Annotated in this window: 21 protein-coding genes; 9 read left to right on the top strand and 12 right to left on the bottom strand. The window is 60.3% G+C overall.

The features are described from left to right. Positions 1-381: 381 nt before the first annotated feature. A complete protein-coding gene (secA, locus tag AC1RT6_RS08825) occupies positions 382-3,243 on the top strand; it encodes a preprotein translocase subunit SecA (RefSeq protein ID WP_079445458.1) in 2,862 nt (953 codons plus the stop codon). Between the two features lie 194 nt (positions 3,244-3,437). Here secA and AC1RT6_RS08820 read toward each other — a convergent pair whose 3' ends face one another. The 4 genes from AC1RT6_RS08820 to AC1RT6_RS08805 form a co-directional block, all read right to left on the bottom strand. Continuing rightward, positions 3,438-4,925: a L,D-transpeptidase family protein gene (locus AC1RT6_RS08820; protein WP_079445459.1), complete on the bottom strand. Its 1,488-nt coding sequence runs from the start codon at positions 4,923-4,925 to the stop codon at positions 3,438-3,440. A gap of 298 nt (positions 4,926-5,223) precedes the next feature. Next, entirely contained in the window at positions 5,224-6,186 is a 963-nt protein-coding gene (locus AC1RT6_RS08815) for an acetyl-CoA carboxylase carboxyltransferase subunit alpha (protein WP_079445460.1), read from the bottom strand. 237 nt (positions 6,187-6,423) lie between these two features. After that, positions 6,424-7,383 (bottom strand): site-specific tyrosine recombinase XerD, encoded by a 960-nt coding sequence (xerD, locus tag AC1RT6_RS08810; protein ID WP_079445461.1) that lies wholly within the window; start codon positions 7,381-7,383, stop codon positions 6,424-6,426. 16 nt (positions 7,384-7,399) lie between these two features. After that, positions 7,400-7,546 carry a histidine kinase gene (locus tag AC1RT6_RS08805; protein ID WP_079445462.1) on the bottom strand — a complete coding sequence of 49 codons (147 nt, stop codon included), beginning with the start codon at positions 7,544-7,546 and terminating at the stop codon, positions 7,400-7,402. A 231-nt stretch (positions 7,547-7,777) separates the two neighbouring features. Here AC1RT6_RS08805 and AC1RT6_RS08800 point away from each other — a divergent pair, with 231 nt between their 5' ends. From AC1RT6_RS08800 to AC1RT6_RS08790, 3 genes are all read left to right on the top strand, one after another. Beyond that, on the top strand, positions 7,778-8,410 hold the full coding sequence (locus tag AC1RT6_RS08800; RefSeq protein WP_079445463.1) for a shikimate kinase: 633 nt from the start codon (positions 7,778-7,780) through the stop codon (positions 8,408-8,410). Next, positions 8,407-9,558 carry a 3-dehydroquinate synthase gene (gene aroB, locus AC1RT6_RS08795; protein WP_079445464.1) on the top strand — a complete coding sequence of 384 codons (1,152 nt, stop codon included), beginning with the start codon at positions 8,407-8,409 and terminating at the stop codon, positions 9,556-9,558. The genes AC1RT6_RS08800 and aroB overlap by 4 nt, the downstream gene beginning before the upstream one ends. Before the next feature lie 341 nt (positions 9,559-9,899). Then, positions 9,900-11,219 carry a hemolysin family protein gene (locus AC1RT6_RS08790; RefSeq protein WP_079445465.1) on the top strand — a complete coding sequence of 440 codons (1,320 nt, stop codon included), beginning with the start codon at positions 9,900-9,902 and terminating at the stop codon, positions 11,217-11,219. A 77-nt stretch (positions 11,220-11,296) separates the two neighbouring features. On the opposite strand, the gene AC1RT6_RS08785 is transcribed toward AC1RT6_RS08790, so the two are convergent. The 3 genes from AC1RT6_RS08785 to AC1RT6_RS08775 form a co-directional block, all read right to left on the bottom strand. After that, complete coding sequence (locus AC1RT6_RS08785) at positions 11,297-11,614, bottom strand: PilZ domain-containing protein (protein ID WP_079445466.1); 318 nt, start codon at positions 11,612-11,614, stop codon at positions 11,297-11,299. Between the two features lie 3 nt (positions 11,615-11,617). Then, entirely contained in the window at positions 11,618-12,751 is a 1,134-nt protein-coding gene (locus AC1RT6_RS08780; protein WP_079445467.1) for a DUF2336 domain-containing protein, read from the bottom strand. A gap of 250 nt (positions 12,752-13,001) precedes the next feature. Further along, positions 13,002-13,277, bottom strand: coding sequence for a BolA family protein (locus tag AC1RT6_RS08775; protein WP_079445540.1), 276 nt, complete (start codon positions 13,275-13,277; stop codon positions 13,002-13,004). Positions 13,278-13,387: 110 nt separating this feature from the next. On the opposite strand from AC1RT6_RS08775, the gene AC1RT6_RS08770 reads away from it, so the two are divergent. Next, positions 13,388-14,035 (top strand): J domain-containing protein, encoded by a 648-nt coding sequence (locus AC1RT6_RS08770; RefSeq protein WP_079445468.1) that lies wholly within the window; start codon positions 13,388-13,390, stop codon positions 14,033-14,035. A 43-nt stretch (positions 14,036-14,078) separates the two neighbouring features. On the opposite strand, the gene AC1RT6_RS08765 is transcribed toward AC1RT6_RS08770, so the two are convergent. Continuing rightward, positions 14,079-14,402, bottom strand: coding sequence for a polyhydroxyalkanoic acid system family protein (locus AC1RT6_RS08765; protein WP_079445469.1), 324 nt, complete (start codon positions 14,400-14,402; stop codon positions 14,079-14,081). A 118-nt stretch (positions 14,403-14,520) separates the two neighbouring features. Further along, positions 14,521-15,180 carry a DedA family protein gene (locus AC1RT6_RS08760; RefSeq protein WP_079445470.1) on the bottom strand — a complete coding sequence of 220 codons (660 nt, stop codon included), beginning with the start codon at positions 15,178-15,180 and terminating at the stop codon, positions 14,521-14,523. Positions 15,181-15,461: 281 nt separating this feature from the next. Here AC1RT6_RS08760 and cobS point away from each other — a divergent pair, with 281 nt between their 5' ends. From cobS to AC1RT6_RS08745, 3 genes are all read left to right on the top strand, one after another. Continuing rightward, positions 15,462-16,460 carry a cobaltochelatase subunit CobS gene (cobS, locus tag AC1RT6_RS08755; protein WP_079445471.1) on the top strand — a complete coding sequence of 333 codons (999 nt, stop codon included), beginning with the start codon at positions 15,462-15,464 and terminating at the stop codon, positions 16,458-16,460. 43 nt (positions 16,461-16,503) lie between these two features. Beyond that, the gene (gene cobT / locus AC1RT6_RS08750) at positions 16,504-18,411 is read left to right on the top strand and encodes a cobaltochelatase subunit CobT (RefSeq protein ID WP_079445472.1); all 1,908 of its coding nucleotides are present in this window, start codon (positions 16,504-16,506) and stop codon (positions 18,409-18,411) included. Between the two features lie 159 nt (positions 18,412-18,570). Continuing rightward, a complete protein-coding gene (locus tag AC1RT6_RS08745) occupies positions 18,571-19,638 on the top strand; it encodes an esterase-like activity of phytase family protein (protein WP_079445473.1) in 1,068 nt (355 codons plus the stop codon). Between the two features lie 98 nt (positions 19,639-19,736). Here AC1RT6_RS08745 and AC1RT6_RS08740 read toward each other — a convergent pair whose 3' ends face one another. The 3 genes from AC1RT6_RS08740 to rpmB form a co-directional block, all read right to left on the bottom strand. Next, a complete protein-coding gene (locus AC1RT6_RS08740; protein ID WP_158081481.1) occupies positions 19,737-21,782 on the bottom strand; it encodes a bifunctional diguanylate cyclase/phosphodiesterase in 2,046 nt (681 codons plus the stop codon). Continuing rightward, on the bottom strand, positions 21,770-22,309 hold the full coding sequence (locus tag AC1RT6_RS08735; RefSeq protein WP_079445475.1) for a heme NO-binding domain-containing protein: 540 nt from the start codon (positions 22,307-22,309) through the stop codon (positions 21,770-21,772). The genes AC1RT6_RS08740 and AC1RT6_RS08735 overlap by 13 nt, the downstream gene beginning before the upstream one ends. 383 nt (positions 22,310-22,692) lie before the next feature. Then, complete coding sequence (gene rpmB / locus AC1RT6_RS08730) at positions 22,693-22,986, bottom strand: 50S ribosomal protein L28 (RefSeq protein ID WP_079445476.1); 294 nt, start codon at positions 22,984-22,986, stop codon at positions 22,693-22,695. Between the two features lie 551 nt (positions 22,987-23,537). Here rpmB and AC1RT6_RS08725 point away from each other — a divergent pair. Further along, entirely contained in the window at positions 23,538-24,338 is an 801-nt protein-coding gene (locus AC1RT6_RS08725) for a DUF3108 domain-containing protein (RefSeq protein WP_244553382.1), read from the top strand. Positions 24,339-24,708 lie beyond the last annotated feature (370 nt).

Raw genomic sequence — 24,708 nt, 5'->3', positions numbered from 1 at the left:
GGTGCTCCGGCCACCGTTGACAACCCACGGGGCCGGCCATATTTCTGCCGGACGGTCGACGGCAAAGGCGGGTTCTGGCTGTGCTTTTGCGATTGAACCCCGGGTCACCGAATCTCAACCCATATGCGGACGCTCGGCTTTCGGGACTTACGGCCCTGATGCGTCACGATGAGTTGAGTTGATAGGCGGCTTGTGCGGTGGTTGCGAGGTTCGCTGTGCAGAACCAAGGCGAACTTTCGGGTTCGGACACTATAGCGTTCTCGAGCGGGATGACCGGTCGCGTGAAGCAAACTCGTTGCCGCTTCTGATCCATCAGAAGCGGAGGGTTCAGGAGACTACCCACATGGCTGCAACGGCGAACCGCGAAGACAGGAATTTGGGATGATTGGCGCGTTTGCCCGCAAGTTTTTCGGTTCCGCCAACGATCGGCGGGTCAAGGGATATCAATCCCGCCTCAAAGCCATCAACGCCTTGGAGCCCGAAATCGCCGCGCTGTCAGATGAGGCGGTGCGGGCGCGCACCGCCGAATTCAAGCAGCAGCTTGCGAGCGGCAAAACCCTCGATGACATTCTGGTTCCCGCCTTCGCCACAGTGCGCGAGGCAGCCAAGCGAACCCTCGGCCAGCGGCATTTCGACGTGCAGTTGATCGGCGGCATGGTGCTGCACGAGGGCGATATCGCCGAGATGAAGACCGGCGAAGGCAAGACGCTGGTCGCCACGCTTGCCGTTTATCTCAACGCGCTCGCCGGCAATGGCGTTCACGTCGTCACCGTCAACGATTATCTCGCACGCCGCGACGCCGGCTGGATGTCGCAGATCTACTCCTTCCTCGGCCTCACCACCGGCGTGATCGTGCACGGCCTCGACGACGTCGAGCGCAAGGTAGCCTATGCCTGCGACATCACCTACGGCACCAACAACGAGTATGGCTTCGACTATCTGCGCGACAATATGAAGTACCGGCTGGAGGATATGGTCCAGCGTGAGCACTTCTTCGCTATCGTCGACGAGGTTGACTCGATTCTGATCGACGAAGCGCGGACGCCGCTGATCATTTCCGGCCCGCTCGACGACCGCTCCGAATTTTACAACACCATCGACACCTTCATGCCGAATCTCGAGAAGGTGACAGACTACGAGGTCGACGAGAAGCAGCGCTCGGTGGCGCTCACCGAAGCCGGCATGGAGAAGATCGAGACGCTGCTGCGCGAGGCCGGCCAGCTCAAAGGCGACTCGCTTTACGATGTCGAGAACGTCTCCGTCGTCCACCACATCAACCAGGCGCTGCGCGCGCATTCGCTGTTCACCCGCGACAAGGACTACATTGTCCGCGACGGCGAGGTCGTCATCATCGATGAATTCACTGGCCGCATGATGCCGGGCCGCCGCTATTCGGAAGGCTTGCATCAGGCGCTGGAAGCGAAAGAGCATCAGCCGGTGCAGCCGGAGAACCAGACGCTCGCCTCCATCACCTTCCAGAACTACTTCCGGATGTACAAGAAGCTCGCGGGCATGACCGGCACGGCGTCGACGGAAGCCGACGAACTGGCCGACATCTACAAGCTCGAAGTCGTCGAGATACCGACGAACCTGCCGATTGCGCGTCTCGACGAGGACGACGAGGTCTACCGTACCCAGAACGAGAAATACGCCGCGATCCTGGCTGAGGTTGAGCGCGCCAATGCGCGGATGCAGCCCGTGCTGGTCGGAACCGCCTCGATCGAGAAATCCGAGGTTCTCGCCGATTATCTGAAGAAGCATGGTTACAAGCAGATCGACTTCAGCGATCCGAAATCGATGCGGAAGCTGTACGCTGCGGCTCGCGCCGGCAAACCGGCAAAGCTGTTCGCGGTGCTGAACGCCCGCTTCCATGAGCAGGAAGCTTATATCGTCGCCGAAGCCGGCGTGCCCGGCGCGATCACCATCGCGACCAACATGGCCGGTCGCGGCACCGATATCAAACTCGGTGGCTCGCTGGAGATGCGCGCTCAAGTCGAGACGGCCGACATCACAGACGAAGCTGAAAGAGAAGCGAAAATAGGGGAAGTCAAGGCCGATATCGAGCGCTTCCGTGAAATGGTGCTTAAGGCGGAGGATATCGTCGAGATTGAGCCGGCCAAGGGTTCAAAGCCGGCCAAGACCGTGACCCGCCCCGGCGGGCTCTACATCATCGGTTCGGAACGCCACGAGTCGCGGCGCATCGACAACCAGTTGCGCGGCCGTTCCGGCCGCCAGGGCGATCCTGGCCGTTCGAAATTCTTCCTGTCGCTGGACGATGACCTGATGCGGATCTTCGGGTCGGATCGGCTCGACACCATGCTGCAGCGGCTTGGCCTTAAGGAAGGCGAGGCCATCACCCACCCCTGGATCAATAAGGCGCTGGAGAAAGCACAGCAGAAGGTCGAGGCGCGCAACTTCGACATCCGCAAGAATTTGCTGAAGTACGACGACGTGCAGAACGACCAGCGCAAGGTGATCTTCGAACAGCGTGTCGATCTGATGCAGAACGAAAGCGTCGCCGAAACCGTCGTCGACATGCGCCATGCGTTCGTCGAGGACCTCGTCACAAAGCATGTGCCGGAGAACCAGTACCCTGAGCAGTGGGATGTCGCCGGCCTGAAAGAAGAGCTGAACCGCGTGCTCGATATCGAGTTGCCGGTGGATGAATGGGCCGCAGAAGAAGGCATTGCCGGCGAGGAGTTGCTGTCGCGTATCGAAAGCCGTGTCGACGAGCATATGGCGGCCAAGGTCGGGCAATGGGGGCCTGACGTCATGCGCTACGTCGAGAAGACCATCCTGCTGCAGACCCTGGACCATCTCTGGCGCGAACACCTGGTGATGCTGGATCATCTGCGTCAGGTTATCGGCCTGCGCGGCTATGGCCAGCGCGATCCGCTACAGGAATACAAGTCGGAAGCCTTTTCCCTGTTCGAAAGCTTGATTGCCAATCTGCGCGAGGCGGTGACGGGGCAGTTGATGCGCGTCGAGATCGTGCCGCCCGAGGAGGAACAGCCGGCGCTGCCTGTGATGGAAGCCCATAAGTTCGATCCGAATACCGGTGAGGACGAGATGGCGTTTGCGCAAAGCAGTTTTGCCGGGGCCTCGCTGGCGCCGGCAGCGCATGCGGACCGTTCCAGCCGCGATCCGAATAATCCGGCGAGCTGGGGCAAGGTCGGCCGCAATGAGGACTGTCCTTGCGGTTCAGGCAAGAAATACAAGCATTGCCACGGCCGCTACGCCTGAAGCCCTCCCGACGCGGCTGTCATTCCAGCCGGCGAGAGACCTCGAGCGTTTCGAGCGAAGTGGATACCGGTTCGCGTGAAGAACGCGTCAGGTTTAAATTATAGAGCTACGCTTTTGATTCTGTCAGAAGCAGAAAAGCTCTTGAGGCCTTCGTCGCCGCGCTCGGAATAACACCTGTCCGACAGGTCTGGATATTACCGGGAGACCGAGAAGCGGCTATCGAACGAGTTCGATGACGCCAACGGTGCTGCGCTCGGAATCGAAGCCGTCGCGGGAGCGTCGACTGCGGGCTTGAGCGGGGGCCGCGCGGTTGCGACGTGTTCTGGCTTAGCTCCCTTTTTAGCCGTCTTCTCTGCCGTTTTGGGTGCTGTGTGCTTCTCCACGGCCGGGCGAAGCGGAACGCTGCGCGCCGGAGTTGCCGTCTTTGGCTTGGCCGAAGCAGACTCTTTGGGTTTGGCCGAAGCCGAAACAGGTTCCTTGGTTGTGGCGGTCGTGTCGGCGTCTCCGAAACCTATCTTGCGGGCAAGATTGGTGAAGATGCTGTTCGGCTTGGAGGGGGCTAGCAAAGATGACGACGGCCTTGTCGCGTCGGCCTCCGGTTCGTAGGAGGTCGCGACTGTTGCTGCTGCCGAATTGCGTGGCGGGTTGACGGTCGGTGGAATGGTGCCAGGCGCCGGCGAAAACGCCGTGGTCTTCAGGCCGGGTTCCACGGGATCTGAAAGCCCCGTCTGACCCTCGGGCAGCTTGGCGGCGAACACCCGGTTCATGCCGCCGTCGATTCCGGTGTTGAGCTTGGCGACCGGCGATCCCTTCGAGATCAGGTTGGCTATTTCGGTATTGTCGCGCTGCTGCTTCTCGCGCACCGCGCTTGCGATCTCGTCAGGCACCGCATAGGCCGGACACTTCGCTGAGGCGTTGAACTCAAGCGGCCTGACGGAGCCGGTCGGGGGCGCCGGATCAAACACGTACTTATGCTCGCAGAAGGCGACCTTCGGCTCTTGATGCGTGGCCTCGAAATGATCGTTGCCTTCCTTGATCATTTTCCAGAACGGCATGTTCGGGTTGTTGCGATGCTTCGCAAAGTTTACGGGCGTCATGCGGAATGGATAGGCCTGGAACTGGAAGGCGCGCTGACCGCCGAAGAATGACTCCCGTCCGATTGCGTAGATTTCGGCGATCTGCTCGTCGGTCATGGCGTAACAGCCGCGCGAGGAACAGTCGCCATGCACCATCAATTCGGAACCAGTATGACCCAGCGACTTGTCGTAGGCGTTGGGATAGCCGGTGTTGAACGAGAGGTAGTAGGCGGAGCGCGGATTCATCTGCGCCGGCGAGATGCTGTAGAATCCTTCCGGAGCCTGACGATCCCCCTCGCGTGTCTTCGGGCCGAGATCGCCGGACCAGCGGCAGATCGGGTAGGTCTTGAGTAAGGCGAACTTGCCGGACCGGTCCTGCTTCCAAACCTCGAGTTCGGCCTCCTGCTTAAATAGCCGGATCAGGATCGGCGATTGCAGTTCCATGTCCTTCGCGGTCATGGCGGTGACAACCTTGGGCGGCACCGGCTGGTTGGCCTTGGCGTTGCTCGCGAGTGAGGCGTCGTCGGTGTTGCAGCCGGCCAGAAGCGCACCGCCCGTCAGCACGGCAAAGGTCACGATCGCGCGAGCAGCCGAGCGATTAATCAAAGCAAAGCTCCGCAAAGGACGGGCAAGCTGCACCCCAAATTCATGGCATCGTGCCCCAAGCCATTGAATAAAATATTATCCTTAAGCCTCCGAGCCCGCAAGCCAAGTGGAACCGAACAAGATGAACTACGACTTCGAGTGGTGAATGGAGACTAAATATTCCGGACGGGGCTGAATTAGGGCGGCTCAGCGGCTTCCGGAACCAAAGCCATGGGATTTGCCGGGAGCCGAACCCGGTCACGACAATTGGAACAAGGCACAGATTCGTGTCGCCGAAACGTGGGTAAAGCGCTGGTGCTCAGCCCAGTTTACGCCCGATTTCGAGGAATTTCTGGCGGCGCTGCTTGCGAAGCGAGTCGCGGTCGAGAGTACGCAGATCGTTCAACGCATCGGCGATAGCGTCTCCGGCAAGCGCGACAGTGGCGGCGGGATCGCGGTGTGCGCCGCCCCGCGGCTCCTTGAGGATGGTGTCGATCACGCCGAACCGCAGCAGATCCTGCGCGGTGATTTTCATGTTGGTCGCTGCTTCTTGTGCCTTGCTTCCGTCGCGCCAGAGGATAGACGACGCCGCTTCCGGCGAGATCACGCTATAGATCGCATGTTCCAGCATCAAAACGCGGTTTGCGGTGGCGATCGCGATGGCGCCGCCGGAGCCGCCCTCGCCGATGATCACGGCGATATTGGCGACGCCGAGCGACAGGCACGCGTCGGTCGAGCGCGCGATTGCCTCGGCCTGGCCGCGCTCCTCGGCGCCGATGCCGGGATAAGCTCCGGCGGAATCGACCAGCGACAGCACGGGAATGTCGAAACGGTCGGCCATATCCATCAGCCGGACCGCCTTGCGATAGCCTTCCGGGCGCGCCATCCCGAAATTGTGCTTCAGCCGGCTTTCGGTGGTTGCGCCCTTCTCCTGTCCGATAACGCAGATGCTTTCGCCTCGGAAGCGGCCGAAGCCGCCGATAAGCGCCTCGTCCTCGCCGAACTTGCGGTCGCCGGCCAGCGGCGTGAACTCGGTAATCAGCCCTTTGACGAAATCAGAGAAGTGCGGCCGCTGCGGGTGCCGTGCCACCTGGGTTTTCTGCCAGGGAGTCAGGTTGGCGTAGAGATCCTTCAGAGCCTGCGCGGCCTTCTCCTCGATACTGGAAATCTCCTCGCTGATGTCGCTGCCGGAGGCGGCGAGCGCACGGAGTTCGTCGATCTTGGAGTCGAGTTCGGCGACGGGTTTTTCGAAATCGAGGTAGCTACGCATGGGATCGGGCATTCCAGCAGTATAGAGACGAAGGCGCGGGGAGGCGAAATCTATCGATCGAATAGATAAAAGTCTTTTTGTTCAAATATTTAGAAAGCGGGTGAGGTTGGGGGCCCGATGGCTGGTTAGGTACAGTTGGGCGCGAGCGCTCTTTCGCGGCTGATGGGCGTTAAGTCAAGGGTGAAGCGGAATACTTGAAGTCAGGGTCGGGTCGCGATGGTTTCGATGGCGTCTGCGCATGAGCGCCGGTCAGGCCTCCGCCAGCGGGTGCAGGTCGCGTACCAGGCTTTTCAGGCGCTCTTCCACGACGTGCGTATAGATTTGCGTGGTCGAGATGTCGGTATGGCCGAGCAGCGTCTGTACGATTCGCAGGTCTGCGCCGTTATGCAGCAGATGGCTTGCGAAAGCATGGCGCAGCACGTGCGGTGAGACCAGCCGGGGCGCGAGACCGGCCGCCGACGCCAGTTCCTTCAGCTCACGCGCAAAGTGCTGGCGTGTCAGGTGACCGCTTTCGCCGAACGATGGAAACAGCCATTTTGGCCGTGCTCCTGCGGCTTTGCCTGTGCCGCGCTGATCGTCCATTGCGACGAGATAGTCTGCCATCGCCTGCCGTGACGCGTTGTTGAGCGGTACCAATCGCTCCTTGTTGCCCTTGCCGCGCACCACGATCATGCGGGCATCGCGCCGTGCCGCCGACAGCGGTAGCGAGACCAGTTCGGATACGCGGAGCCCGGTGGCATATAGCACTTCAAGCAGGCAATACAGCCGCGCCGCGCGCAATCGCCGGGCAGGTGAGATGTCCGGAGATTCGGCATCCATCTTTGCGTGCGCGAGCAGGCGGTCGACATCCCCTATCGACAGGATTTTCGGCAGGCTGCGTCCGCGTTTTGGACCCGAAAGGATGGCCGCGGGATCGTCGTTCCTGACGCGTTCGCTCAGCAGAAAACGAAACAGGTGACGCATCGCTGACAGGCGCCGCGCGACGCTTGATGACTTAAACCCCCTAAGGTCGAGGTCATTGAGATAGTCTCGTAGCGTCTGGGTGCCGGCGATGACGAAATTCTGCCGCGAGCGGGCGAAGAATGCGGATAAGTCCTCGAGATCCCGGCGGTAGGCGTCGAGCGTGTTGTCGCCGGCGCCTTGCTCGGCCGCCAGCATGTCGAGGAACAGGGTGGCCAGCTTCGCGTCGGGGGAATTATTGGATTTCATACCGCAGGCGTAGCAGCTATTTCTTGAGAAATTGATCCGGGTGGATGGTCACCGCCATTTCCCGCGGCGTCGGGTCGACGAAATTCGCCAGCCCGAAAATCACGCCGTAGCCGATCGCACCGAGCGCCGCGACGATTGTCAGAAAGCGGAACAGGCTGGGCATTTGCAGTCCCGAGCACGATATTGACCTTCAGGCGAGCGCAACAAGTACCAACATGTTCGCAAGCCAGGCGCAAGAGTCTCTGGCAACCTCCTCGACGAGAGTAGTATAGCTGGCCGGGATGAGCGGTCCCGACTTGTCGTGGGCTTGGATTCGAACGTTCGCCGCCTGGATCATGGAAGGCCGACCGTCAAATCCACTTCAAACGTGCAATCGCGTTCCAGCAGGTGTCCTTTGACGTCCGAAACCGTTTCACCGACCAACGTCGGCGCATCCCCCGAGACCGCCATAGTCGCGGCGCTCGCCGGGCGGTCGCTGGCGCTTGTCGGCATGATGGGTGCCGGCAAGTCCACCATCGGGCGGCGTCTCGCGGCGCGTCTCGGGATGCGATTCGTTGATGCTGACGCCGAGATCGAGCTCGCGGCCGGAATGTCGATTCCCGAAATTTTCGAAACCCATGGCGAGCCCCATTTCCGGGATGGTGAAGCACGCGTGATCGCGCGGCTGTTGAATGGTGGCCCGATCGTGCTCGCGACCGGTGGTGGCGCCGTGCTGCGCGAGGAAACCCGGGCGCGCCTGTGCGAGCGGGCGGTCTCGATCTGGCTCAAGGCGGACGCCGAGGTGATTCTGCGCCGGGTGAGGCGCCGAGCCGATCGACCCTTGCTGCAAACGGGCGATGCTGCCGCGACGATCGAGCGTCTGATCGCCGAGCGCGAGCCCATCTACCAGCTGGCGAATATCACGGTCGTCTCGCGCGATGCGCCGTACGAACGGATCGTCGATGAATGCATCGGCCTGCTTCATCTCGGGCTTTGCCGCGGCGAAGTGACTGCAAAACCTGATGAGGGATTTAACACCACGCAATGACCACTCCGCTGAAAAACCCGGACCCGATCACGGTTGACGTCGCGCTCGGTGAGCGTTCCTACGACATTGTCATCGGCCGGGGCATCCTGCCGTCGCTCGGCGAGCGAATCGCCGCGTTGCGTCCCGGCGCACGCGTCGCCGTCGTCACAGACGAATATGTTGCCACTCATTGGCTTCAGCGAACCGAGGCATCGCTTATCGGCGCCGGTCTCGCAACGTCGCGGATTGTCGTCGACGAAGGGGAGGTCTCAAAGAGCTACGAAGGCGTCGAATTTGTCTGTGAGGAACTGATCAAGGCCAGGATCGAGCGCAACGATCTTGTCGTCGCGCTTGGCGGAGGCGTGGTCGGCGATCTCGCGGGCTTCGCCGCCGCGATCGTACGCCGTGGCGTCGATTTCGTGCAAGTGCCGACCTCGCTGTTAGCGCAGGTGGATTCGTCCGTGGGCGGCAAGACAGGCATCAACTCGCCGCAGGGAAAAAATCTGGTCGGTGCCTTTCACCAGCCGATCCTGGTGGTCGCGGACACTGCCGTACTGGATACGTTGTCGCCGCGTCAGTTCCGTGCTGGTTATGCCGAAGTCGCCAAATACGGCCTGCTCGGCGATGAGGCGTTCTTCGCGTGGCTGGAAGCCAATCATGCAGGCATCGTCCAAGGCGGCGCGGCGCGCGAGCATGCGGTCGCCACCAGTTGCCGTGCCAAGGCTGCCATCGTCGCCCGCGACGAGCGCGAGACCGGCGAGCGTGCGTTGCTCAATCTCGGACACACCTTCGGCCACGCGCTGGAAGCAGCCACCGGATTTTGCGGTCGCCTTTATCACGGCGAGGGCGTCTCGATCGGCATGGTGTTGGCTGCCGAACTCTCGGCGCAACTTGGAATGATCGCGGTTGCCGACGTGTCTCGCGTCCAGCGGCACCTGGCGGCGGCGGGTCTGCCGACGCGCTTGCAGGACATCGCCGGATTCAAGCAAGAAGGCTTGGCCGATGCGGACGCGCTTATGGCGCTGATGGCGCAAGACAAAAAGGTGAAGCGCGGCCGGTTGACCTTCATTCTGCTGAAGGCGATCGGTCAGGCGGTCGTGTCATCGGACGTCGAGCCTTCGATGGTACGGGATTTTCTGGTCCGCAAGCTCGCAGACGCGCCGGCCTAGAGCCTTTTCGCTTCTGATGGAATCAGAAGCGAGGCTCTATGATCTTGATTTGGCGCGTTTTCTTCACGCGAACCGGTTCCCACTTCGCTCGAAAACGCTATAGGGCGAGATGAGAAAAAGTGTGGGGCGGTTTTCCGCCCGCATAGCGCTCCAAAATATTGGAATCAATCACGGTCATGAGTTTGGGTCGATTCGATTCAAAGTCATGAACGTGATCAAGTGTTGATTACGACGTCGCAATGTCCTTGCAGCAATTTTGATTCTGACATTCGCAGGCAATGCCTGGTGGAGGGGATGTGAATGGTCGAATCGGATAAGTTCGGCAAGGCCATGGGGCCGCAATGAGTTCGACTTTCCTGCAGATACTGCTCGCCTTGCTGCTGCTTGCTGCCAACGGGTTCTTCGTTGCGGCGGAATTCGCGCTGGTGAAAAGCCGCGGCTATCGCGTCAAGGCGATGGCGGAACGCGGTCGGTTCGGGGCGCGGCTGATGCGCGACATCTTGGGCAACATCGAGGCCTATCTCGCCTGCTGCCAGCTCGGCATTACCATGGCATCTCTCGGCCTTGGCTGGGTCGGCGAGCCAACGGTTGCGGCCCTGCTCGATCCCCTGCTGCGGCCGCTCGGCATGCCGGAACCGGCGCTGCATTTGACCTCGTTCCTGACCGGATTTCTTGTGTTTTCGTCGCTGCACATCGTGATCGGCGAGCAGGTGCCGAAGACCCTGGCGATCCGGCAGCCGGAGCCGGTGTCGCAGTGGATCGCTTATCCGCTGTATGTATCCTACATCCTGTTCTACCCGCTGAACTGGCTGCTCAATTCGGCCTCGCGCGCCATCCTGCGCGCGCTTCGCGTCAAGGAAGTCTCGCAACATGACGTGTTGACCGGCGCAGAGATCGAAGGGCTGATCGGTGAATCCGCCGAGCACGGCGGAATCGAAAGCGGTGAGGCCGAATACATCCAGAATGTGTTCCGCTTCGGTGATCTCGCGGTGTCAGACGTGATGGTTCATCGCACCGCGATGGTGACGGTCAATGCCGACTTGCCCCCCGAGGATCTCGTCCGCGAGGTGCTTGTTAGCGAATACACCCGCATTCCGCTCTGGCGCGACAAGCCGGAGAACATTGTCGGTGTGCTCCATGCCAAGGATCTGTTGCGGGCGATCCACGCCTCGGAGGGCGATATTGCCCGAATCAACGTCAACGCGATTGCGCTGCCGCCGTGGTTCGTGCCGGAGATGCGCCCCGTTTCCGATCAGCTTAAGGCGTTTCGCCGCCGCAAGACTCACTTCGCGCTGGTGGTCGACGAATACGGTGAAGTCGAGGGCATGGTGACGCTGGAAGACGTTCTCGAGGAGATCGTCGGCGATATCTCCGACGAGCACGATGTGGTCGTAGCCGGGGTTCGGCAACAAGCCGACGGTTCGGTCGTGGTGGATGGTTCGGTGCCGATCCGTGATCTCAATCGCGCCATGGACTGGCATCTTCCAGACGAGGAGGCGACCACCATCGCAGGCCTCGTGATTCACGAGGCGCGTTCGATCCCGGAGCGTGGCCAGAATTTTACCTTTTACGGTTTTCGCTTCAGGGTTTTGCGGCGCGAGCGCAATCGCATCACCGCGCTGCGCATTCAGCCGGTGCCGCGCGGAGTGGAGACGATCTAGAACGGCTCGAAGCGGGCAGGAGCGTATCCATCATCGAGTCAAGTCCGAGGACATGCTTCGCTCAAAAACGCGCTATGTCACGAATCGGATTTGGCAAGCGCCCGGCCTTTCTTCTTGTTCGGAACCTTGTCCTCAACGAATTTGACGCCAATCTCGTCGCCATTGACGCGGACGAGCTCACAGCGACGAAAGGCGAGGCCGGTCGATGACAGCAGCAGAAAGAACTCCTTGAGGTTCAATCCTTCGATCGAGTCTTTCACCTGAAGACGCGCGCCGCTGTTGGAGATGTCCAGCATGGTGCATGACCGTTGCCATGTTCCGTCGATTCCCATCATCAGAACGGAATAGCCGGTAGCGAATGTCACCCGGTCGTCTTTCCGATTGCCCCAACTCATGGCTCAGATGTCCGAAATGGCGACCGCCGTGTCCGGCGCATCGGCTTTCCTCGCCGAGCCGCGCGCGGACCAGAACCGGATGGTGCGTTGCGCTGATGACAGAGAGAGCGCGTCGAACACTTCGCGGCCGTTTTCGAATTCCTGCTTGGTCAGAGGACGGCAATGCGGGCGATTGCGAAGGATCATATTGGTCGTTGACCAGTCCAGCCGCGCTGCCTTGCAGGCAACGATCAATCCGTCGGGGCGAGGGTTGGTGATCAGCGGCTCGATTGCTTCGGTTCTCACGGAGTTCAACAGCGCGAGCGCAGCAATAATGTGGGTGTACTCACCCTGTATCGCAAACCGGTTGATGGTTTGGTCGCCGAGCTTTCCGGCCCGGTTCAGGGCAAGGACCATCGACTCCGACTCGGCGTAGTTGACCGGTGCCACGCTGGGAGAGGCGATCTGTTCGACCACTGATTGGATCGCGGCTTGAATCTTCGCGCGCATTTCAGGGGGCGCCGCCTTGAGCAGACGCTCTCGCACCGCGGCGCTGGCTCGGGAAAGAAGTTCGCGGAGCACCTTGAGCGGGATGTCCAACCGCAGCCCAAGCTTCTCAGCGAGAGTATCGTCCTTTTCGGAGCTTTCAACCAGGACCGCGTAACCGGTTTCGGAGAAGCGCGCGCCTGCATTCTTGGCCAGCGTATGGGAGACCCGCGAGTCGCCGCGTTTAAGCAGCACGTCGGTCACTCCCTCGCTCAAAGTATCGCGGTGCGATATGGCGAGCAGGTGCTGCGGCCCGCGCAGGCTCGCGATTTCAATCAGGTCGCCGTCAGACAGTCTGGTTGATTTTGTCAAAACCGGTACTGCGACTGACTCATCCTGATGATAAGCAAGTTGCCGGACGGTCTCCTTCGGTGCGAGGCTTGACCCCGAAAGGTTCGTGCTGAGTTGCGCCAGCGTGCGCGCCTCCATCTGCTCCATCAGCCGGACGAGAACGTCATCGAAGACGCCGATCTGATTTTCGTTGAGCCGGTCGGCATCGGACAGGAACAGGTCGGTGACCTGGCGAAGCATCTGGAGCCGTCGCTCGGATGAGCCGCCCTTCACCGCACTTTCCAGTTCGGCGATGAGCGCCGTCGAGGCTGCTTCGGCCATGGATGATTCCAGCGAGTCGAATCCGAATGTGTTACGCCCTACTGCGTGCGCGTTTTGCCGTAACACGGAGGTAGTCTGCTCCGATGTACTGAAAAGCGGGTTAATATCCGATAAAAGCGCAAGGTGAATTTTGAGCGGCGTGTGCGCTGGCGATGGACACGCTGCTTCGAAGCGGCTCTTGCCGGCCGACTATCCACATCCAGTTGAAACCACCACGAGGGACGGACCTTGCTGTCCGCGTGCCCCGCATTTAGCTTCCCGGTTCGCCCGGTACCGTCGCCCGAATCGCCAGCGCGTGAATGGGTCCGGCCAGTTCCGCGGCGAGCAGCGTATTTATCATTCGATGACGCTCGACCCGGCTCTTTCCTTCGAAAGCTCGCGACACAATATGAATACGGAAATGCGTCTCGCCGCCCGGCCGATGGCCGGCGTGACCCTCATGAAGATACGACTCGTCGGCGACATCGAGGCTTTCTGGGGCGAAAGCTTCGTTGAGTTTCTGCGAGATGCTATCCTTCACGCTCATGGCGAGCGACTTAACGCCCATCGTTCGTTTCCGTCAATGGTGCGGACGCCGGACGGAATAAATGCGATGTCAAGACTTGAAGCCTAGAGCATTGCGGTGTCAAACACATCATGCCGATAGATTCGTCGAAATTCTTCGATAGCATCCGCATCAAGCCGAGGGCCGGTGCGAAGCAGCCGCGCGCGCGCGAGGAAGTGGTCGCCTGCGAGTGGCCGGACTGTGAGAGCAGAGGATCACACCGCGCACCGAAAGGCCGCGGCAACGAGCGCGAGTATTTCCATTTCTGCCTCAATCATGTTCGCGCGTACAACCAGTCCTACAATTTCTTTCAGGGCATGAATGCGGACGCGGTCGCGCGCTATCAGAAGGATGCGCTGACCGGCCACCGCCCGACCTGGAAGATGGGCGCCAACGGCACCAAGGGCAAAGGCAAGGCCGGCGACATCGATCTCGACGGCATGGCCGATCCCTTCAGCGTGTTCGGTGAACTCAATGGCCGCGGAAAATGGCGTCCCGGTCCGGGGTCAGGTTCCGAAGCCAAACCCGAGACGCGCAAGGTATTCAACGCGGAGCGCAAGGCGTTACAAGTATTGGGCCTCGGCGCCGACGCGACGCTCGAAACTGTGAAGGCGAAATACAAGATGCTGGTGAAGCAGCATCATCCCGATGCCAACGGCGGCGATCGCTCGACGGAAGACCGCCTGATCGAGATCATCAAGGCATACAATTACCTGAAGACGGTCGTGCGCAGCGCGTGAGGCGTCGCCTCGCGCTGCTCCCATCGAACGTTGGCGTCACCTGTCAACGTTCATCCGTTTTCTTCTCGAGCATCAGCGTGCCTTTTTTCTGAATCACGCCCTGAATTCCGTGGGCTAGGCGAGCGAGCAGCCACGGCAATGTCACTTCGAGACGAACATGGTCTTCGGAGACGTCCATAATTCCCGACACCTGCTGCTTCATGGCCGTGACGGAAAAAACTAGGCGGTCGCCGCTCCACAGTTCTTCATTGACCTGGATCAACTGGGCGTATTGCGTTCGGGCGCTGCCAAGTCCCGCTTTCATCCGGCGTACCGCTTCGTCCTTGCCGAGGCGGTGTGGAATCGACACCACAAGAGGTTTGGTCATGATCGCTCCAATGATAGCTAGTGGAGCGGATTTGACATTCGCACCCCACCTGCTGCGGGCTCGCATTGCGAATGTAGAATCCAAAACTCCACTAGAAGTTTATAGTTGCTAGTGGTCACTAGCCGGTTCGCTTATCCACAGTGGCAGACACGTTGCAGCCGCGCCCGCGGTAACGCCACCATGTCCCGGCGCCGATGATCGCGGCAACGACGATCACGGCAGCAATCCAGATCAGTTTGCCGAAATGATGAGGTAGCCCGCCATAATGATGCAGCGCCGATATTGCGAGCGCGCCGGGCAAGATATGCGCGGAAGCCCAGAGCAAGATCGCCGGGATGTTCACGGCAGAAAATATCAACGGCGGCATCCCCAGCGCGCCGGCTGTCAGCGGCACCAGGGCGCGTACCGGTGCGACGAAGCGGGCAAAGAATACGGCCAGCGTGCCATAACGATTGAAGAAGGTTTTGCTCTGCGCGACGAGGCCGGGATAGCGCGACATCGGCCAGACCCCGAGGATTTCGCGTTCGGATCGATGCCCGATCCAGAACGCGCTGCCGTCGCCGATGACGGCCCCGACGATCGCGCCAAGCATGACCGGTAAAAGTTTCAGTTCGCCACTGCCGATCAGGGCGCTCATTGCGAGAATGATTGTCGAACCGGGGATGAGCGAGCCGAACACCGGAACGGCTTCGAGCAACGCGGCGAGAAAGACGGCGGAATAGGCGAGCCCTGCATGGGCGGCCACGAGGCTGCTCAAATGCGCGATGAAATCGGTCACGAAAGTCCTCGCGCCCCGGCTGACGCCTAGTTACACCAAATGTCTCCAAGGTCTCCTTGGTTCAAGAGTTCTTCCGGCAAATTTTGGCTGAGCGGGCCTGATTCGCGGAGCAGTCCTTCAAAATCTGCATTTGGTGCATATCTCGATGATATCCCAATGGAACTTTGATCGCCTGACGGGCTTCTGCCGGCTGCTGCTCTCTGCTAAATTTCGCGCGGGCCTCTCATCCGTAGCCATGCGCGTCCTGGTTTCGGGAGCGCCCCCCGAACCTCGGAGGATTGATGACGACCGCCGCCATGACCAAAACCGAAACCTCCGCAGGCCTGCCAGACATGAAGGTGTCGGTGCGGCAGGTATTCGGAATCGACAGTGATCTCGAGGTTCCCGCCTATTCCGGGACCGATCCGCACGTGCCGGATGTTGATCCCGACTACCGCTTCGATCGCGCAACCACGCTGGCAATTCTCGCCGGCTTCGCCAAGAACCGCCGTGTCATGGTCACCGGTTATCATGGTACCGGCAAATCAACCCATATCGAGCAGGTGGCGGCGCGGTTGAACTGGCCTTGCGTGCGCGTCAATCTCGACAGTCACATCAGTCGGATCGATCTCGTCGGCAAGGATGCGATCGTGGTCAAGGACGGCAAGCAGGTCACCGAATTCCGCGACGGCATTCTGCCATGGGCCTACCAGAACAATGTGGCGTTGTGCTTCGACGAATACGATGCCGGTCGTCCGGACGTGATGTTCGTGATCCAGCGCGTGCTGGAATCCTCAGGACGCTTGACGCTGCTCGATCAGAGCCGGGTCATCAAGCCACATCCGGCGTTCCGCCTGTTCGCGACTGCGAATACCATCGGTCTCGGCGACACTTCCGGCCTTTATCATGGCACCCAGCAGATCAATCAGGCGCAGATGGACCGTTGGAACATTGTTGCCACGCTGAACTATTTACCGCACGACAACGAGGTCGAGATTGTTCTGGCCAAGGCCCGACGCTATCGCACGCCAGAAGGCCGCGATACTGTCGGTAAAATGGTGAGGTTAGCGGATCTCACGCGTAATGCCTTCGCCAACGGCGATCTCTCCACGGTGATGAGCCCGCGTACCGTCATCACCTGGGCGGAGAACGCCGAGATTTTCGACGATCTGGGCTTTGCCTTTCGCGTCACCTTCCTCAACAAGTGCGACGAACTCGAGCGCCCGCTGGTCGCTGAATTCTACCAGCGCTGCTTCAACGTCGAACTGAGCGAATCCGCGGTCAACGTGGCGTTGAGTTGATTCTGTATACCTCTCCCCGCGCGCGGGTCGAGGGAAAGGCGTTATGAGCACCGCATCACCCAGTAACAAGTTCCGTACCGCGCCGAAGGAAGCGCCGACCGAGCCTTTCAAGCGTGCGGTGACGTCCTGCCTGCGCGCCATCGCCCGACAACCTGAGCTTGAAGTGACGTTTGCCATCGAGCGGCCCGGTCTGTCGCCGGGTAAGGCGCGGCTGCCCGAGCCCGGACGCAAGATGAGCAGGCGCGACGCGGCGATCGTGCGGGGTCATGCGGATTCCATCGCGCTGAAGATCGCCTGCCACGATCCGAAAGTGCACCGCAAGCTGATGCCCGGTAATCCGCAGGCGAAGGGCGTATTCGACGCAGTAGAGCAGGCTCGGGTCGAGGCCATTGGTTCTCGCCGGATGACAGGGGTCGCAAAGAATCTGACTGCGATGCTCGACGATCATTTCCATCGCGGCAAATACGATGAGATCACCGACCGTGCCGACGCGCCGCTGTCGGATGCGCTGGCGATGATGGTGCGCGAGCGGCTGACCGGCCTGCCGCCGCCTACCGCTGCGTGCAAGGTGGTCGATCTTTGGCGACCGTTCCTGGAAGACAAGATCGGCACTCGGCTGGATCAGCTCAGCCATTTTACCGAGGACCAGGCGAAGTTCGGCGACCTCGTGCACGACCTGTTGTCGGAGCTCGATCTCGGTGATGACACCAATACCGAGACAGAGAAGGAGGAGAACCAGGACGACAACCGCGAGGGCGAGAACGATCAGTCCGGCGCGGAAGGCTCGCTCGACAGCGAGGCCGCTCAGGAGATGAATGCGGATCAGGCGCAGGATGCGACTGATGAAATGCCGGACGGCGCCATGGAAAGCGCGCAGGCTTCCGCGAGCGACGCTTTCGAGGATGGCGACCTTGCTGAGGATGAGATGCCCGGCGAGGCAACGCGGCCCAATGTGAGGGGCGCCAATGAACCGCGCGGCCCGGAATATCACGCTTTCGCGCCAAAATTCGATGAGATCATCGCTGCTGAAGACCTCTGCGATCATGACGAACTGGAGCGGCTGCGTAGCTATCTCGACAAGCAGCTTGCGCACCTGCAGGGCATCGTGGCGCGGCTCGCCAATCGCCTTCAGCGTCGCTTGATGGCGCAGCAAAATCGCGCCTGGGAGTTTGATCTGGAGGAAGGCATTCTCGATCCGGCGCGGTTGGCGCGCGTGGTGATCGATCCCTATCAGCCACTATCGTTCAAGCACGAGAAAGAGGCGACCTTCCGTGATACCGTGGTGACATTGCTGCTCGACAATTCCGGTTCGATGCGAGGCAGGCCGATCACGGTGGCCGCGACCTGCGCCGATATTCTGGCGCGCACGCTGGAACGATGCGGCGTCAAGGTCGAAATTCTCGGCTTCACGACGCGAGCCTGGAAGGGTGGGCAGTCGCGTGAGGCGTGGCTCGCCGCCGGCAAGCCGGTCACGCCGGGGCGGCTCAACGATCTCCGTCATATCATTTATAAAGCCGCCGATGCCCCCTGGCGGCGGGCCCGGAAAAACCTCGGGTTGATGATGCGCGAGGGTCTGCTCAAGGAGAACATCGACGGTGAGGCGCTGGACTGGGCGCATAAGCGGCTGCTGGGCCGTTCCGAGCAGCGTAAAATTTTGATGATGATCTCGGACGGTGCGCCGGTCGATGATTCCACTCTCTCGGTCAATCCGGGAAATTATCTCGAGCGTCACCTGCGATGGGTGATCGAGGAAATCGAAACCCGATCCCCGGTCGAACTGATTGCCATCGGCATCGGTCACGATGTGACGCGCTATTATCGCCGCGCGGTGACCATCGTGGATGCCGAAGAACTCGGCGGCGCCATTACCGAACAGCTCGCCGAACTGTTCAGCGAGACGCATGATCCGCCGCCCGCGCCAGTGCGCCGCCCGCGCAAGCTGCATTCGTAGTAGCTCGGCGCGCGTTGGTGGCATCCCGAACGGGGACGCAAACGCGTTGCTTCGCAAAAGCGGAGCCATTACACACAGCCGGTGTCCGCAGCGTCCCCGGCGGTGCCAACATGCCGTGCTGCGTATGGGACGCATCGCGGACAGATCGGTCCTCCGCGAATGGCACCATTGATCGATCGCCGCAGCCTGCTTTTTCTGATGTCAACCGGCCTGCTGTTGACGGATCCCTCCGCGGCCCGCGCGAGATTCGCAACCCACGCGACTGAACAACCGCCTCCTGACGAGCTTACGCCGCCAGCGGCGGTGTCGATTACCGTTAACGCCCGTCATGTCGCCTCGTTCGATCTGCGTGATCGCTCGCGCACGCGCTTCGGATCGCTCGCCTTTCGTAGCGGGCTGATCCTCACCTCCTCGTTTCGCGGCTTCGGAGGGTTGTCGAGCCTGCGGTTGGATTCAAAAGGGCAACAGTTCATTTCCGCCAGCGACAAAGGCACCTGGTTCACCGGCCGCATCGTCTACGGGACGGTCGGTGAGATGGTCGGGCTCGCGGACGTCGAGGCCGCGCCGATGCTAGGACACGATGGCAGGCCGATCACCGCGCGCGGCTGGTTCGATACTGAATCGATCGCGCTCGATCGATCGCTGGTCTATGTCGGCATCGAGCGGGCCAACCGGATCATGCGCTTCGACTTTGACAAGGGATATACCCGCGCGCGGGGAGAAGAGGTCGAGGTGCCGGCGGCAATCGGTGGGCTGCCGTTCAACCGGGGGGTTGAGGCGATGGTGGTCGTTCCACGCGACAGACCGCTCGGCGGCACGCTGATCGCGATCTCCGAACGTGGGCTCGATACGGGTCGCAATATCATCGCGTTCCTGATCGGCGGACCCTCGCCTGGCCGGTTCGCCATCCATCGGACCGAGAATTTCGATGTCAGCGACGCCTGTTTGCTGCCTGCGGGGGACCTGTTGATCCTCGAACGCAAATTCTCGCTGACCGGCGGCATCGGTGTCCGCATCCGCCGTATCAAGATCGATGCGATCGCGCCCGACGCGCTGGTGGATGGCCCCTCGATTTTCGATGCCGATCTCGGACAGGAGATCGACAATTTCGAAGGACTCAGTGCGTTCGTGAACGACGATGGCGAAGTCGTTCTAACGCTCGTATCCGATGACAACTTTTCGTTAATCCAGCGCACGCTGCTGATGCAGTTCACGCTGGTCGACTAGAGCATTTTGGCTTGGAAGTCGGTTCGCGTGAAGAAAATTCTCAATCGAGAACTTGCGCGTATTCTGATCGCAAAGCCGGTATCCATTAGAAATACGCGCTAGCCATTTGCCAGCAACGGCGGCAGCGCCTCCACTGCGGTGTCCTTGGCCGACAGCATCTCGACCACCGCGGTTTCGTTCAATGGGCGCGAGAAGAAATAGCCCTGCGCATAACCGCATCCCATCTGATGCAAGATTTTGACATGGTCCTCAGACTCGGTGCCCTCGGCGACGACATCGAGATTGAGGTTCTTCGCGAGGTCAAGGATGGTCTGAACGATCTGCCCGCCGTCGCTGCGCGATTGCAGCGCCGAGACGAACGAGCGATCGATCTTCAGGGTGTCGAACGGTAGTTGATGCAGATAGCTTAGCGAGGAGTAGCCGGTGCCAAAATCGTCGATGCTGACGCGCACGCCGAACTCGCGCAAGCGTTGCAGAATTCCGACGGCGTGCTGGGCGTTCTGAATGGTGACGCTTTCGGTGATTTCCAGCCGCAGCGTTTGTGGCGGGACTCCGCTGGCGGTTACCGCATTGATCACTTGTTCGACGAATTCGGTCTGGTGAAACTGGCGTGGCGAGACGTTGACGCTCATGCTCAGCGGCTCGGCCCGGGGAAATTCTTGCTGCCACCTTGCTAGAGTTTTGAGTGATTGTTCGAGCACCCAACTGCCGATGAAGACGATAAGGCCGGTTTCCTCGGCGAGCGGAATGAAGTCCGACGGTGGAATGATTTGCCCGTCACTTTTTTGCCAGCGCACCAGCGCCTCGAAGCCGGTCATTGCGCGCGAGCCAAGGGAGATGATAGGTTGATAATGCAGCACGAATTCTTTTTTCTTCAGCGCATTGCGCAACTCGCTCTCCAGCGTCAGGCGCCGCCTGGCGTCGACGTGTAGGCTTTGATCGAAGATTTCGACGCGAGCACGGCCTTCAGCCTTGGCGCGGTACATCGCCAGATCGGCATCTCGCATGATGTCCGGCGCGCAGGTATATCCCGCCTCGCTGGAGGCGACACCGATGCTGGCTGACGAATACAGTTCTTGACCGTCGATGAACAGCGGGTTTTGTAGAGAATCTTGCAACGATTGTGCGATATCGACGGCGATGGAACTGCGCTGGACGTCCTCCAGCAGGATGATGAATTCGTCGCCGCCGAGCCGGGCTAGCGTCGCCTCGCCGACGGCGAGCTTATGACCGGACTCGATCAGCGTCTGGCTGAAGCGATGGGCGATTTCCTGCAGTAATATGTCGCCGGCGGAATGCCCAAGACTGTCATTGACCAGCTTGAAGCGGTCGAGATCGATGAAGATCACCGCGAAACCGATGTCCGGCCGGCGCAGATGCGTCGCAACCGCGCGCTCCAGCCGGTCGGTGAGCAGCAGGCGATTCGGCAGTCCGGTCAGCGGATCATGCGTCGCATCGTGCATCAGTTTCTGTTCGGCGCGGCGGCGTTCGACGACGCGGCCAAGCTGGGTGCCGATTTGCGCGAGCACGCCCAGGAACTGATTGTCTGGGCTGACCGTGCTGTGATGAAAAAATTCCAATACGCCGAGCACGTCGTTGCCGACCAGCACTGGAAATGCGAACGCGGCGCAGCAGCCGGACAGCGCGGCAACCACGGTGCGCGGAAAATTGCGATCTAGGGTCAGATCGGAAATCCAGACGGGCTTGCCGGATTGATAGACCCGGCCCGGCAATCCTTCGCCGATGGCGAAGTCGGTTTCCAAGGTCAACGAAATAAAAGCATCGAGATGCGCAGGGTTGGCGGCATGCCAAACGCCAGCCGGTACAAGATAGTCGGGGATGGTTGCGGAGGGCAGGTAGACATTGCCGAAGCCCCAGCCGGTGTGCTGGCAAATGGCGTCGAGCGCAAAACGCATGGTGTCGTCGATCGAGTTGCTCTGGTTTGCCGCCGTCGCGATGGTCTCGAGCAGCGCAAGCTGTTGCTGCTTCTCATACAAATCTCTCAAACCCTTTTCCGCGATCTCTTCCGCCTTCAGTCGCGCCACGCGCTCGCGCTGCAGGCGATTTTCGAGCTTCAGAATCCTGAGGTTGAATTGATCGAAAGGATCGGCAAACGTAGCTGCGGAAGGGGTCAGGATACCCATTTGATTTCCATCAAGCATTTGTCCGCACCGTGGTTCATGCAGGTATGATGCGTAACATTGACTTCTTCGCAAAAAATGCCTGCAGCACCTTTGATGAAACCATGAGCCAGGTCGCACATCCGGCGCGACGATTCATAGCCCATCGTCACGTTGCCCTCCGGAGTTTCGCGGAAGTGGAAGAACGGACACTTGGCGCCGGAGTAGAGCTTGCGAACCTCCGGGTGGATGATCTTGTTGACGCTCAGAACGAAGCTGCGCGATGAATTGTGGGGCAAGAAGAAGTCCGGGTATCGCTGCTTGAGCAGCGGCATCGCCTGTTCGCCGAACCATCGCAGGACATCGCTGCTGGTCATATCCAGCTTGGCGGCCGCAGCTTCGACCAGTGCGATCATCTCGTCGTCGGTATAATTGCCGAGCGAGGTGTAGGCGCCGGCTACGCCGGCATCGTCGAGCAGGTCGTCCCAGATATCGGCGCCAAATTTCTCGACGACGGCCTCTTCGAACAGATTGTAAACTACCCCCTTCATGGGAAGCCTCCACGAATTCGATGGCCGCGAAAATCGCGATCCGGAGGCAGGACTGTATTTTCTGACCCTTGAAGGATGAGTAAAATCACGGAAGCGCACCCAATTGGCGGTTACCGAATCGCTAATTGGATGGCCGGGTGGATTGGATGGCGGCCGGATCGCAGGCGCTCGACGCCGGCCTCGATCACATTCGCAATGCCTTACTGAGATTCACAAGCTTTCGCGCGAAGGGGGATCGCCCGTCTGCAATGCAGTGGCAGTGCCAAGTAAGGTCGTGCGTCTGACGCACTACCAAAAGTTAAAGACCGGGTTCGGCGGGGGGCCGATCCTTCGTATTCTCGGTAGCGGCGGAGAGTTCGAGCGAACGAACAAGCCCGACGTTATCAGTCCGCCTTGGCGGTCTGCTTCTTTTGGATCTGGCGCTTGATTTCGACCGCTTTCGGTGAAAGCTCTGAGTCCTTCGCCTTCAACAGGAAGGCATCGAAACCTCCGCGATGGTCCACGCTCCTCAGGGCATGGGTTGACACCCGGAACCGGACCGAACTGGCCAGAGTTTCTGACACGAAGGTGACGTTCACCAAGTTCGGCAGGAAGCGCCGCTTGGTCTTGATGTTGGAGTGACTGACCCTGTGGCCCACCAAAGGAGCCTTGGCCGTCAGTTCGCAGCGCCGGGACATACGAAAATCCTCTGTCGTCCCCGGCATCTGCCTTCAAGGCGGGCTCGGGGTTCGAAATCGTGTCCATTTTAGGAACGCCGGACGTATAGGGGGACAGTAGCAGGGCGTCAAGGCGTCGGGACCGAACTCGGCTTATTTGCGCCCATCCCCTCATTATTCCGGATTCCGGCCGGATTTCTGCGCGCGTTGCCTGCATCGTGCCCTGCATCATATAAAGGGCGCAATCCGTATCGACGGATGGCCATCGACCACGGTGTTGCAGAGGAGGCCGAGATTTGTCAGGGCCCGAAGCGGTAATCCCGAGCCGACCCTGTTTTTTTCACGTGTTCGCAGATGTGCCGGGCTGGGTTCCCTCGGTGGCTTCTGCTTAGATGAGGATTCAACGGTCGTTACAACCGGCGATAGTCTGCAGGCTTGGGAAAGCCAAGTCTGTTAGAATATTTGGGACCAGACGGAGACATGCAGGGCCACCCGTTGTGAGCTTATGCCGGACGACGTTGCTCCGATGGATTCTTTGTTCAATTTGGCAACTGGCCGGCGTGCCGTTTGCCATGTTTGCCGCGATGTTGACGCTGGCGGCGCCGGCGGCGGCGCAGGGCAAGCTTGAGGCTCGCTATGACGTCACCTTGGCGGGGATTCTCGTCGGCACCGGCGCCTGGACAGTCGATATCCTCGACGATCAGTATTCGGCCGCGGCAAGCGGGGGCGCCACGGGGCTTCTTAAGGCGCTTGCCCACGGGACCGGCACGGGCTCCTCGCAGGGCCGCATCGTCAACGGCGCGTTGATTCCCGCGAGCTATATTGCGACCATCTCGTCCTCCAAGAAATCCGAGACCATTCGCATGTCGCTGGCGGGCGGCAATGTAAAGGATTTCGTCATCGAGCCGAGCCCGCCGGTCGACCCCAAGCGCATTCCGGTCAACGACGCGCACAAGCGCGGCGTGTTCGATCCAATGAGCGCAACGCTGCTGCGGGCTCCCGGCACTACCGACCCGCTCGGCCCCAGCGCCTGTCATGCCTCGACCGGGATCTTCGACGGCCGCATGCGCTACGACCTGCGCCTCGACTTCAAGCGCATGGACACCGTGAAGTCGGGAAAAGGCTATCAAGGCCCGGTCGTGGTCTGTGCGATCTTTTTCTCGCCGATCGCCGGCTACGTCCCGGACCGCTTCGCGATCAAATATCTCGCCGCCGAGCGCAACATGGAGATCTGGCTGGCGCCGATCGCCGGCACACGCGTGCTCGTACCCTATCGTCTGACAATTCCAACGCCGCTAGGCACGGGCAAGCTGGAGGCGACCGAGTTCCACACGACTGCCATACCGCCGCAGACGGCAGCTAAAACCCGGTAGGAGTGGGCACTGCGCGGGACTGGCGACAGGTCGTTTCGCTGCAAGAGAATCCTGTTGACTCCTGCTGTTGAATTCATGCGTTCATGGATTCATAAACTAAGAGAAATTGCTACTCTTGTTAAGCGGTGCAGAACTTGATCTAGTTTCCATAGGTCCATTCAAACACGAGATGTTGCGGTGAACGAAGCCAGATAGATCAGGAGTCAGCGATTCGGGCGCGATTCGTTCCGGACTCGTTCCAAAGCTTAAGCTGCGGCTCGGCATGCGTCGCATTGTGAAACACCTCCGATCCCGTGGTGCGGTTGCGTCCCCTGCAAGCAGGGTGCCTACGCAAATGTTGGGATCGATCGAGCCAAGCCAATAGCCTCCA

The sequence above is a fragment of the Nitrobacter sp. MLSD-S21 genome, assembly GCF_058809865.1.
The sequence above is the reverse complement of the archived record's forward strand: the minus strand, read 5'-3'. Positions and strand labels throughout refer to the sequence as shown.